Origin of the sequence: Paenarthrobacter sp. PH39-S1 (genome assembly GCF_030063245.1) — a bacterium.
In the GTDB taxonomy this organism is placed as follows: domain Bacteria; phylum Actinomycetota; class Actinomycetes; order Actinomycetales; family Micrococcaceae; genus Arthrobacter_M.
In genome coordinates, this window is sequence record NZ_JASISR010000002.1 from 199,937 (window position 1) to 212,190 (window position 12,254).

Here is a 12,254-nt window from a genome sequence, read left to right on the forward strand (position 1 = left end):
GGCGGCCGGGTCAGATCAGGAGCCGGACAGGACGGCGCGCGCCTGTGCCGGCGCGTTAGTGGTGATCTCCTCAATGCCCAGTCCGGCACAGAACCGGACGTCGTCGGGTTCGTCCACGGTCCAGACGCGGAACCTGATCCCCGCGTCTGACCAGCGCCCGATCCGGTCCGCGTGGTCACGCACGTAGGCCAGCCCGGGCCCAGCGATCCCTGCCACGCCGTCGTCGAGCAGCCGTTCTCCCTCGGCGAGCGCCGCCTGCGCAAACGCCTGGGCATCAATGCCCGGATCTGCGGCGGCAACCGCATCGACGTCGGCATCCGCAATACCGGCAATCAGCTGGCACAGATGGCGCGCCGGGACCGTCCCGGCCAGATATTCCATGGCCCGGGGATTGAAGCTCATGAACGAGAGCAAAATGTTTCCGGCCGTGGACGGCCCTGGCAGCCAGCCCCGCAGCCGCAGAACTTCCAGGGTCCTATCCACCAGCTTCGCCGGACACTGCGCCGTGCCTGAATATTTGAACTCCACAGCGAGCCCTATGTCCCTCCCGGCGCCGCGGAGGATATCCAGCAGCTCCCCGAACGTGAGCAGCTGATCGCTGGCCCCCCCATACCCGGCCGGAATACGTGCGCCCTTCCAGGAGCAGAAATCCAGCGAGCGCAGCTCCGCGAGCGTCCATTGCGCTACCGGGCCGGACCCGTTGGACGTGCGGTCCAATGTGCGGTCGTGCAGCAGCACGAGCTCGCCGTCCGACGTCAGCTGCAGATCGCACTCAACTCCATCGGCCCCGTCGGCAATTGCCTGCAGATACGCGGCCCGGGTATGCTCGGCGAAACGGGCGCTTGAGCCGCGGTGCGCGTAGATCAGTGGCGTCATGGCACCACGGTATTCCATCGCTGCTGTTTCATGCCTGCCGTTCATCCTGCCTTCCGGGCAGCAAGGGCGGTAACCGGCAGCTTAACCTACGCTTAGATGATGGCGCTCACCGATCAGTCCCAACCCGCAGGGTCCAATTCCGCGCATGTTCCGCCGGAGAATGGCACCGGTCCCGCCGTCGCGCGTCGGCCCGCTGCCGGCACCGATGCCGAAAAGGCCGCTGCGCTGCGCCGAATGAAGACCCTGGCGCTCTCGCTGCTGATCCTGATGGCCGTCATCTTCACCGTGTCCTTTGCCCTGCAGCGGCAGTACCCGTGGCTGGAATACGTGCGGGCGGCCAGCGAGGGTGGCATGGTCGGTGCGCTGGCGGACTGGTTCGCGGTCACGGCCCTGTTCAAATACCCGATGGGCATCAAGATCCCGCACACCGCGATCATTCCCAACCGCAAGGACGCCATCGGCGCCAGTCTGGGCGACTTTGTGGAGACAAATTTCCTTTCCGAAACGGTGGTGCAGGAAAAACTGGCGAGCATGGGGATCGCACAGAAGGTCGGTGCCTGGCTGTCCAAACCGGCCAGCGCCGAGCGGATCGCGACCGAGGGCTCCGCCGCCATCCGCGGAGCGATGAAAATCCTCAAGGACGAGGACGTTCGTGACGTGATCGAATCGATGGTCCGCAAGCATCTGGTGGATCCGCCATGGGGGCCGCCTGTGGGCCGGATGGCGGAACGGATTTTCGACGACGGCCACCACCACCAGCTCGTCGATCTGCTGGTGGACACCGCCTCGGACTGGGTGGACCACAACCACGAGGTCATCAGTTCACTGGTGTCGGACCGCTCCCCCGTTTGGGTGCCGACGTTCGTGGACGGACTGGTCGGGGACAAGGTCTACACGGAGCTGTACAAGTTTGTGCGCGCCGTGCAGACGAATCCACAGCACCAGGTCAGGCTGCAGCTGGACATGTATCTGAAGAATCTCGCCCAGGACCTCCAATATGATCCGGCCATGATTGCCCGGGCGGATGCCATCAAGGAACAGATCCTGGATGATCCGCGGGTCCGTGAGCTCGCCGGTCGGACCTGGGAGACCGTCAAGACCGCGCTGCTGACCGCGGTTGATGACCCGCAGAGCGAGCTGCGGATCAAGTTCACGGCGGCGGTCCGTGATTTCGGCACGCGCCTGGTGGAGGATCCGGAACTGGCCGGCAAGATCAATGCCTGGATCGGCGATGCAGCGTCGTACCTTGTGAAGACTTACCGGCATGAGATCGCCTCCGTCATCACCGACACCGTGGAACGCTGGGACGCGGTGGAAACCTCGCAGAAGATTGAGCTTCAGGTGGGGAAGGATCTGCAGTTCATCCGGATCAACGGCACCGTTGTCGGAGCGCTGGCCGGGCTCGTCATCTTCGCTGTTGCGACGCTGATCTTCCGGTAGCCGACGTTCCGCGCCGGAGCGGCGCCGGTCGCCCAGCAACCCGGGCGGTCAGGTCCCGCGACGGTCACCGTTGAGAACTTTGTCCGCTGTCCTTTCGGCCCAGGTGCGGTAATGACAGACGACGGCGGGAGGCCCCAGCCGGGGCGGAAGGGCCAATATTCCGGACCCTGCGCCCCCTGGGGCGCTCCAGTTCAATGTGGAGGTCCGCCGGGAAAATCAACGGTGCAGGGCCGAACGCCTTCCGCGTGGCCGCGACGACGGCGCGGCCCATGATCAGGTTCCCGCCGCCACCGATCACAGCCCCGATGCCGAACGGAACGGCCCGCCCGAGCCAGGCCGTTCCCTCACGGAGCAGCAGCTTCTTCAAAAAACGCTTCTGAAGCTGCACGCCGACGTTCTTCACGGCCGACGTCGGCATGCCCTTACCCACAACCAGTCCCCACGCCTTCATCGGAGTCTGACCCGTTCCGAGCATATGCCCGGTCAGGCCCTGGACCATTGAGGTGCCTTCCTCGCCCAGCATGATCGCCATCACCGTGGTCCGAGCCCGTTCCGGATCCGCCAAGCGCACCCCGTGAAGCTCCGCCACGGACTGTGCGTAAAGTGCGGTCGTCTCCAGAAAGGCCACGGTTGCGGCCGCCGAAATGGACAGCGAGGCCACCGTCCCCAGTCCCGGAACTATCGCGGCGGCACCGATCGCGGCGCCTCCGCCCGAAACCGTTCTGAGGAAATCCCGTTCCAACATGGCACTGAGCTGCGCCGTTGAAGCGTGCGGATGTTTGTGCCGGAGTCGGCGCAGATTAGCCAGCACCAGCGGCCGCTGGACGTCCACGGCCCGCAGCAGTGCCTTTGCAACGGCGGGTTTGGGATTGCCCTGCGTATCGAACGCCGCCTCGGTGGCTATCCGCACGGCCGGATTCGCTTTGCCGCGCCCCTTTAATTTCAGCTGCTTCGCCATCTGTACCCCTGACCTCGGTTGCTGGTTAAAGCGTAACGCCCGGCGGCTGTGAACCCGAGGGGGTGCGCGCGGCGGACCCCCTCGGCTGTGGCACTTAAACCGGTGAAACTCTGACACCGAAGAACCTAAAACCTACGCCCTCCCGCGCCCCAAGGCCCCAGGCCCCAAGGCCCCAAGGATACTATCTGTGTTTTGTTGGTATTGCTTGACAAACGAAGAGAAACACAGATAAAGTCAATGAAACCAACATCTTTGTGATGCTCGTCACGACACCCTGGAGGCCCGATGTTTGCCGAAGAGCGGCAGGAAAAGATCGCCGAACTGGTCGCCGCCCGCAGCCGGGTGACGGTCGCCGAACTCGCCGATTTATTCAAAATCACCACAGAAACCGTCCGTCGGGACCTCGCCGGACTGGAAAATACGCGGCGTCTGCGGCGCGTCCACGGCGGCGCCGTCGCACTGGATCGGCTAAGTATGTCGGAGCCGAGCCTGGGCGAACGCCAGTCACAGCATTTAGCAGAAAAAATCCGGATTGCCGCGGCGGCTGCGGTCCTCATCCCCTCCACCCGTACCGGGTCGGTCCTGCTCGACTCCGGGACGACCACCGCTCTGCTGGCCGAACAGCTCACCGATTGGGCCCCGGCAAGCCCCGGCGATGCCCTCCTGGTCATTACGAATGCCCTGCCGATCGCCCACCGGCTCTCCGCCAACCCCGAACTGCAGTTGGAGATCCTGGGCGGCCGGGTCCGCGGCCTGACCAGTGCCATCGTCGGTGCCACCGCCAGTGAACGCCTGGAAGCGCTCCGCCCGGACATTGCCTTCGTGGGCGCCAATGGAGTCCACGCGCACTTCGGCCTCAGCACTCCGGACAGCATGGAAGCCGCCGTCAAGACGGCCATCGTCCGCTCCGCCCGCCGCGTGGTGGCTCTGGTCGACTCCTCGAAACTCGGCGAGGAAACCCTGGTGCGGTTCGCGACCCTGCGGGAAATTGACACTCTCATCACCGATGCCCGACCGGCCAAAGACCTTGCGGCGGCTCTGACCGCGGCCGACGTCGAGCTGGTGATCGCATGATCGTCACCCTGACTCCAAATCCCAGCCTTGACCGGACCATCGAGCTGACGGCCCCGCTGGTCCGCGGTGAAGTCCAGCGTGCCGGGGCCGCACATCAGGAGCCGGGCGGGAAGGGCGTGAACATTGCCCGTGTGCTTTCCGCTTCCGGAGTTGACTGCCTGGCGCTCCTGCCCGGCGACCACGATGACGCCGTGCTGGTGGCGCTGCGTGCTCTGCGGATCCCCCATCTGGGCCTGCACCTGGGGGTGCCGCTACGCAGCAATATCGCCATCACCGAGCCTGACGGAACCACCACCAAGCTCAACGAGCCGGGACCTGTCCTGGACGAAGAACAGCAACGCGCTCTGGTACAGCTGGTGACCGCAAACTCTGAAGGGGCCAGCTGGCTGGTCCTGGCGGGGTCGCTGCCGCCGGGCCTCCCTGCCGATTTCTACTCCCGGCTCAGTGCCGATGTGCGTTCCAGATTCGGCACAGCAGGTCCCAAAATCGCCATCGATTCCTCCGGCGCGCCACTGGCCGCAGCCCTGGCCGGGCCGGCGGATTCCCTGCCGGACCTGCTTAAACCCAATGCCGAGGAACTGGCCGAGCTGACCGGTTTCCCGGATCCGTACATGCTGGAGGCCAATCCGCTGCTGGCCGCCAAGGCTGCACGGACGCTCGTGGACGCCGGCGTGGGTGCTGTCCTGGCCACGTTGGGGTCCAAGGGCGCGGTGCTGGTCACCGCCGAGGGCGGCTGGTTGGCCCGCAGTCCGAAAATCAATGCCAAAAGCACCGTCGGCGCGGGCGACTCCGCCCTCGCCGGCTATCTGCTGAGCCAAGCAGCCGGAGCCACCGGCCCGCAAAGCCTGCAGCAGGCGGTCGCCCACGGGGCAGCTGCCGCATCCCTGCCGGGATCCACCGTCCCGGCGCTTTCCCAAACCAATCCCTCTGCCGTTACCGTTGCGGCCCTGGCTGACGCCAAGGAGAACTGAAGAAATGACTGCACTAATCACCCCCGAACTGGTCACCCTGGACGTCGATCTTGGCACTGAACCTGCCACGGTGATCCGCCACCTCGCCGAGCAGATCGCGTCCACCGGCCGCGCGAGCGAAGTTGAGGGACTGTACGCCGATGCGTTGGCCCGCGAGCAGAAGACGTCCACAGGCGTTCCCGGCGGAATTGCCATTCCACACTGCCGTTCCACCGCCGTCATCGAGCCCACGCTGGCCATGGCCCGGCTGGCTCCGGCCGTCCCCTTCGGCGCCAAGGACGGCCCCGCGGACCTGATTTTTTTCATCGCCGCCCCCGAAGGGGCGGATCAGGAGCATCTGCGGCTGCTCTCCAAACTGGCCCGATCGCTGATCAAAAAGGACTTCACCGCTGCCCTGCAAGCGGCATCGTCCGCCGATGAGATCGTGGCCCTGGTCGAGGGCGCCATCGCGGACAAGCCAGCAACAGGCTCGACGCCGACGGCGGCGTCGGCAGCGACGGCCGCAGGAGCGCAGACGTCCGCGCGGCCAAAGCGCCTCGTTGCCGTCACCGCCTGCCCCACCGGAATCGCCCACACCTACATGGCTGCCGACTCGCTGGTTGCCGCGGCGAAGGAGGCCGGTATTGAACTGCAGGTGGAGACCCAGGGCTCCGGCGCCGTCACACCATTGGACCCGGCCGTTATCGCCGCCGCGGATGCCGTGATCTTTGCCGTCGACGTCGACGTGCGGGGCAAGGAGCGCTTTGCCGGCAACCCGTCATCAACGCCCCGGTGAAGCGCGGCATCGACGAGCCGGCCAAAATGGTCCAGGAGGCCCTGGCCGCAGCGGACAATCCGAACGCGCACCGGGTGCCGCATTTCGGCGCCGAGGAGCAGGCCGAACACGATGCGGAGGCCTCCGGCGAGCACATCGGCCAGAAGCTGAAGAAGGCGCTGCTGACCGGCGTCAGCTACATGATTCCATTTGTGGCCGGCGGCGGGCTGCTGATTGCCCTGGGCTTCCTGCTCGGCGGATATACCATCAGCACCATCGCGGACAAAGTGGTGCTGGCCAACAGCCTCACGAACCTGCCCGACGGCGGACTGCCCATCTATCTGGGCGCCGTTGCCTTTAAGATCGGCGGCCTCTCGCTCGCCTTCCTGGTCCCGGCGTTGGCCGGGTACATCGCCTTCGGCATCGCGGACCGACCGGGCATCGCGCCCGGCTTTACCGCCGGCGCCGTCGCCGGTTTCATGGGTGCGGGCTTCCTGGGCGGCCTGGTGGGCGGTCTGCTGGCCGGGTTCATCGCGCACTGGATCGGCGGCTGGCCCGTACCGCGTTGGCTGCGGGGCCTGATGCCCGTGGTGATTATCCCGCTGCTGGCCTCGATCGTGGCCTCGGGCCTGATGTTCCTGGTCCTGGGCGGGCCGATCGCGTGGTTCACCACGGTCCTGAACCACTGGCTGTCCGGGATGACCGGCGCCTCCGCCGTCGTCCTCGGTATCATTTTGGGCCTGATGATGTGCTTCGATCTGGGTGGTCCGGTCAATAAGGTTGCCTACTCCTTCGCTGTAGCGGGCCTCGGTGCCGGGTCGGTCACCAACCAGGCCCCGTGGCAGATCATGGCAACAGTGATGGCCGCCGGCATGGTTCCGCCGCTGGCCATGGCGCTGGCGACGGCGCTGGACAAGAGCCGCTTCAGCCTGGCCGAGCGCGAAAACGGCAAGGCCGCCTGGCTGCTGGGTGCCTCCTTCATCTCCGAAGGTGCCATTCCCTTCGCCGCGGCGGATCCGCTGCGGGTCATCCCTGCCAGCATGCTCGGCGGGGCTGTCACCGGGGCGCTGTGCATGGCGACCGGCGTCACCTCCCAGGCCCCACACGGGGGAATCTTCGTTTTCTTCGCGATCGGCAACCTGGTGATGTTCATCGTTTCAATCCTGGCCGGGATGGTGGTCACCGCGTTGGCGGTCTTGGCCCTGAAGCGCTGGGCCGTAAGGAAGCCCGTTGATACTGTTGCAGCAACCGGCCCGGCACCGGTTCTGGTCAGCCAGTAGGGGGTAACGCCATGAGGACATTTCAAGGAGTCGGAGTGACTCCCGGCCGCGTGATTGGACCGGTACGTCAGATGCCGCCCGCGGTTCCTGCGCCCGCAGCCGGCGAAGGTCTCGACCCGGGAACGACTCCGGAGGAGGCCGCAACGGCGCTGCGTACGGCGGCGGCCTCGGTGCAGACCGAGCTCAAGCACCGCGGGTCACGGGCCAGCGGGGATGCAAAGGACGTGCTCGAGGCGACGGCCCTGATGGCTGCCGACCCGATGCTGCTCAAGTCGGCGGTCAAGCTGATCAACGGGGGCGCCTCGGCCGAGCGCGCAATCTGGGAAGCGGGCGACGGCGTCGCCACCATGCTGCTGAACCTCGGCGGCTATATGGCCGAGCGTTCCCACGATGTGCTGGACGTCCGGGCCCGGATTGTCGCTGCCCTGCGCGGTGTGCCGGCCCCGGGCATCCCGGATTCGACGGTGCCGTTTATCCTGCTGGCAGAGGATCTGGCGCCGGCGGATACCGCCACGCTGGACCCGGAGAAGGTGCTTGCCCTGGTGACGGCAGGAGGTGGCCCCCAGTCGCATACGGCCATCATCGCCCGGGCGCTGGGGCTGCCGGCGGTCGTTGCCGCCCAGGGCGTTACCCAGCTGGCGGACGGCACCACGGTCTACGTGGACGGCGCCGCCGGCGAGGTCACGTCCGAGCCCGATGCCGCCCGCGAGGACAAGGCCACGCGGTGGAAAGACAGGGCTTCCGTGCTGGCTGACTTCGACGGCCAGGGCCGGTTGGCCGACGGAACGGCCGTACCGTTGCTGGCCAACGTCGGCGGAGCGAAGGATGCATTGGCTGCCGCTGCCGCCGGGGCCGAGGGTGTGGGCCTGTTGCGCACGGAATTCTGTTTCCTGGGCCGCGATACGGAGCCGTCGATCGAGGAGCAGGTGAGCGCCTACAAGGGTGTCTTTGATGCCTTCGCCGGAAAAAAGGTGGTGATCCGGACCCTCGATGCCGGGGCGGACAAGCCGCTGCCGTTCCTGACCGATGCCAGCGAGCCGAACCCCGCCCTCGGGGTCCGCGGGTACCGCACGGACTTCACCTCCCCGGGAGTTCTGGAGCGTCAGCTGCAGGCGATCGGTGCGGCGGCGGCGGATTCAGCCGCGGATGTCTGGGTGATGGCTCCGATGATTTCGACCCCGGCAGAGGCTGCCGATTTCGCCGCACTCTGCACCGCCGCGGGTCTGAAGACGCCCGGTGTCATGGTGGAAGTCCCCGCCGCGGCCCTGAGCGCACGGCACGTCCTGAAGGAGGTCAGTTTCGCCAGCATCGGCACCAATGACCTGACGCAGTACACCATGGCCGCGGACAGGCAGCTGGGGCCGCTGGCCGCGCTGAACGATCCTTGGCAGCCTGCGGTCCTCGCGCTGGTCAAAGCCACGGTCGACGGCGCCGGGGCGGCACGCGCAGCAGCCGGCGGCAGCGCCGTGGTCAGCGCCGGCACGAGTACGGGCGGCGACAGCGCCACCGGAAAGCCGGTGGGCGTCTGCGGTGAGGCAGCCGCTGATCCCGCGCTCGCCGTCGTACTGGTGGGCCTGGGCGTCAGCACGCTGTCCATGACGGCGCGTGCGCTGCCGGCCGTCAGCGCCGTGCTGCGCAGCGTCACGCTGGAGCAGACCCGGGAGCTCGCGGCACTGGCACTGGGCGCCGCAAGCGCCACCGGGGCGCGGTCCGCGGTGCGGAAGCATCTCTCTGTCCTCGACCAGCTCGGTCTTTAGCAAACCCCTACCTAATCAGGAGAAAATCATGTCAGAACGCACCGCCACCATCGCCAGCCGCGTCGGACTGCATGCCCGGCCGGCCGCCATCTTTGCCGAAGCCGCGGCGGAGCTTCCGGTTGAGGTCAGCATTGCCATGCAGGGCGACCCGGCCGAGGACGCACTGGATGCCTCCAGCATCCTCTCGCTGATGGGGCTGGGCGCTGCATGCGGCGACGTGGTCGTGCTGAGGGCCGAGGGCGACGGCGCCGACCAGGCACTCGAGACGCTGGCGAAGATCCTCGAAACAGACCACGACGCGTAGTTCTCCGGTGGCCGGGCCCTGTCCGGCGCCCCGATGGCAACCACAGCGTGAACCCGGCGTCTGGGGATATGGCCCGAAATCATGTAAAATTGAAGGTCTGCCCAGAGCGGGGCAGCTACAAGTCGCAAGCAAATGACCTCCACGAGAGTTGACCAAATGCCCACAGACCGAAGCTCGAACGACTCAACTACAGGTGTACAGGACACACCCAGGCAGACGCGTCCCGCGCGTCTGCCACGACTAAAACGCCGGCGCCTTGCCGTCGGTGACGTTAATATCGTCGACAAGCCGATGCTCAAAAAAGCCGTCGGCGGCACCATCGTCGGAAACACCATGGAATGGTACGACGTAGGTGTTTTTGGTTATCTCATCACCACCATGGGACCGGTTTTCCTACCGGAATCGGACAAATCCGTCCAGACGCTGTTTTTGCTGGGCACGTTTGCCGCGACCTTCATCGCGCGCCCGCTGGGCGGGGTCATCTTCGGCTGGTTCGGAGACAAGGTGGGCCGGCAAAAGGTGCTCGCCACGACTCTGATGATCATGGCCGCTTCCACCTTCGCGGTCGGCCTGTTGCCCGGCTATGCCCAAATCGGCATCTGGGCCGCCGTGCTGCTGGTGCTCCTCAAGCTCGTCCAGGGATTCTCCACCGGCGGTGAGTACGCCGGCGCCACGACCTTCGTCAGCGAATACGCCCCGGACAAGCGGCGCGGCTTCTTCGCCAGCTTCCTGGACATGGGCAGCTACATCGGCTTCGCCGTCGGTGCTGCGCTGGTTTCCGTACTGCAGCTGACACTGGGACAGGGCGCCATGGAGCAGTGGGGCTGGCGCCTGCCGTTCCTGCTGGCCGGTCCGCTGGGCCTGATAGCCGTCTACTTCCGCAGTAAAATCGAGGAGTCCCCCCAGTTCCAGGCCACCCTGGATGCACAGGAGGCTGTCGCCAAGGACGCCCAGGCCGGGGATGCGGCCGCGTCCAAGGGCCCGATGGGCATCATCAAGGCCTACTGGCGGCAGATTGTGCTAGCCATGATCCTGGCCGCTGCCGCCAACACCGTTGGCTACGCCTTGACCTCCTACATGCCGACTTATCTGACCGAATCCAAGGGGTATGACCCGGTCCACGGCACGCTGCTGACCATCCCAGTTCTGGTCATCATGGCCCTCTGCATTCCGCTGACCGGCCGGCTCTCCGATCGGGTCGGACGCCGTCCCGTGTTGTGGGTAGGCGCTGTCAGCACCGTCGTACTGGCCGTGCCGGCCTTCCTGCTGATCGGCATTGGCGATGTTTGGTCAACGCTGCTTGGACTGGCCCTGGTCGCCTTCCCGGTCACGTTCTACGTGGCCAATCTGGCCTCCGCCCTGCCGGCGCTCTTCCCGACCGCCAGCCGCTACGGCGCAATGGGCATTGCGTACAACTTCTCGGTGGCCATCTTCGGCGGCACCACGCCGTTCATCGTGCAGGGACTCATTACGCTGAGCAACGACGACATGATGCCGGCGTATTACCTGATGGCCACGTCCACCATCGGGGCGGTGGCCATTTACTTCCTGAAGGAATCCGCGCAGAAACCGCTGCCGGGGTCCATGCCCAGTGTGGGCACCGTGGCGGAGGCCCGGGAACTGGTGGCCGGCCAGGATGGGAACCCTCATCTGGTGCTGGATGACATGCCGTTCGACGAAACCTACGAACCCGCAACCCCGGCGAAGGGCATTCCCGAAACGACCCTTGTCGGCTGACACCAGAACACCGACGGCGGCGCGCCCGTTTGGAGCGGGCCGCCGTTTTGCACGGAGCCGGACGCCGTCGCACCTTAGCCGCCGTACTTAAGCGGGCGCCGCCGTCGAACATTAGCAGCCGGACGCCGCCGCAATGGGGGCCAAGCCGGCCCGGCAGCTTAAGAACCGACGGCTCACGTTCAGTCATATAACATTGTGGACCGGCCGACACCGCCGAGCTGACGCTGTTCCTTCGCAGTATGCCTGGGGTCAGCCCCTAACGCCCGCGTTTTCCTGCATATGCGCCCAACCGCTCCGGCATAAACCTGCTCAGCGCGGCCAGCACCGCATAGCGCTTGGACGGCACCGAGACGCTCTTTCCCATAAATGCAGCGGCCAGTCCCTCCCCCACCACCCGGTCAGCTTCCAGCCACATCCACGCCGGGATTTTGGCCGTGGAGGCACCCATCCGCTGATGGAATTCGGTGTGCACAAAGCCGGGACAGACGGCCGTCACATGTACGCCCCGCGGTCCGTAGTTGATGTTCGCCCATTTACTGAAGCTGATGATCCACGCCTTGGACGCCCCATACGTGCCGCGCGGGATGAAGCCCGCCATGCTGGCCACGTTGATGATCCGGCCCCGACCGCGCGCCAGCATGGGTTCCAGTGCGGCGTGCATGAGCTGCATCGGCGTGCTGACCAGGATGTTCAGCTGGTCCAACTCTTCCTGCCGCGTGTTCTGCTCGAATTGTCCCGCCAACCCGTAGCCGGCGTTGTTGACCAACACCGTCACGTGGTTCTCGGGCTGCGTCAGGCGTGCCGCCACAGCGGCAACGCCGGAGTCCGTCCGCAGATCCGCGGTGATGGTCTCCACGGCAATGCCGAAGTCCTGCCGCAACTTGACAGCCTTCGCTTCCAGCCGCCCGGTGTCGCGGGCCACCAACACCAGATTGTAGCGTTGGGCACCCAGTTGCTGGGCAAACTCCGCTCCCAGCCCCGCCGTCGCACCCGTGATCAGGGCCATTCCATTCTTCACAGCGTCAGTCATTCCCCCATGCTACTCACGCGCCGCCGTTAGACGTCCGGCTCCACACGCCCTTCCGCAGGAACGTCCGCGGTCC

The 12,254-nt window shown here is 66.1% G+C and carries 9 protein-coding genes and 1 pseudogene; 7 read left to right on the forward strand and 3 right to left on the reverse strand.

From position 1 onward, the window contains the following. Positions 1-15: 15 nt before the first annotated feature. Positions 16-921, reverse strand: a complete 906-nt coding sequence (locus QMG52_RS02190; protein WP_283558788.1) for a glycerophosphodiester phosphodiesterase — start codon at positions 919-921, stop codon at positions 16-18. Between the two features lie 51 nt (positions 922-972). Here QMG52_RS02190 and QMG52_RS02195 point away from each other — a divergent pair, with 51 nt between their 5' ends. After that, the gene (locus tag QMG52_RS02195; RefSeq protein WP_502920429.1) at positions 973-2,316 is read left to right on the forward strand and encodes a DUF445 domain-containing protein; all 1,344 of its coding nucleotides are present in this window, start codon (positions 973-975) and stop codon (positions 2,314-2,316) included. A 64-nt stretch (positions 2,317-2,380) separates the two neighbouring features. Here QMG52_RS02195 and QMG52_RS02200 read toward each other — a convergent pair whose 3' ends face one another. After that, positions 2,381-3,274: a hypothetical protein gene (locus QMG52_RS02200; RefSeq protein WP_283558789.1), complete on the reverse strand. Its 894-nt coding sequence runs from the start codon at positions 3,272-3,274 to the stop codon at positions 2,381-2,383. A gap of 285 nt (positions 3,275-3,559) precedes the next feature. Here QMG52_RS02200 and QMG52_RS02205 point away from each other — a divergent pair, with 285 nt between their 5' ends. The 6 genes and pseudogenes from QMG52_RS02205 to QMG52_RS02230 all read left to right on the forward strand — a co-directional run bounded on the left by QMG52_RS02205 (position 3,560) and on the right by QMG52_RS02230 (position 11,151). Then, the gene (locus tag QMG52_RS02205) at positions 3,560-4,348 is read left to right on the forward strand and encodes a DeoR/GlpR family DNA-binding transcription regulator (RefSeq protein ID WP_283558790.1); all 789 of its coding nucleotides are present in this window, start codon (positions 3,560-3,562) and stop codon (positions 4,346-4,348) included. After that, complete coding sequence (locus tag QMG52_RS02210) at positions 4,345-5,319, forward strand: 1-phosphofructokinase family hexose kinase (RefSeq protein WP_283558791.1); 975 nt, start codon at positions 4,345-4,347, stop codon at positions 5,317-5,319. The genes QMG52_RS02205 and QMG52_RS02210 overlap by 4 nt, the downstream gene beginning before the upstream one ends. A 4-nt stretch (positions 5,320-5,323) precedes the next feature. Next, a pseudogene (locus tag QMG52_RS02215) lies at positions 5,324-7,353 on the forward strand (PTS fructose transporter subunit IIABC). Positions 7,354-7,364: 11 nt separating this feature from the next. Next, positions 7,365-9,110, forward strand: a complete 1,746-nt coding sequence (locus QMG52_RS02220) for a putative PEP-binding protein (protein ID WP_283558792.1) — start codon at positions 7,365-7,367, stop codon at positions 9,108-9,110. Between the two features lie 28 nt (positions 9,111-9,138). Further along, positions 9,139-9,414 (forward strand): HPr family phosphocarrier protein, encoded by a 276-nt coding sequence (locus tag QMG52_RS02225; protein WP_283558793.1) that lies wholly within the window; start codon positions 9,139-9,141, stop codon positions 9,412-9,414. 156 nt (positions 9,415-9,570) lie between these two features. Continuing rightward, positions 9,571-11,151, forward strand: coding sequence for an MFS transporter (locus QMG52_RS02230; protein ID WP_283558794.1), 1,581 nt, complete (start codon positions 9,571-9,573; stop codon positions 11,149-11,151). A gap of 256 nt (positions 11,152-11,407) precedes the next feature. Here QMG52_RS02230 and QMG52_RS02235 read toward each other — a convergent pair whose 3' ends face one another. Next, positions 11,408-12,181 (reverse strand): SDR family NAD(P)-dependent oxidoreductase, encoded by a 774-nt coding sequence (locus QMG52_RS02235; RefSeq protein ID WP_283558795.1) that lies wholly within the window; start codon positions 12,179-12,181, stop codon positions 11,408-11,410. Between the last annotated feature and the right edge of the window lie 73 nt (positions 12,182-12,254).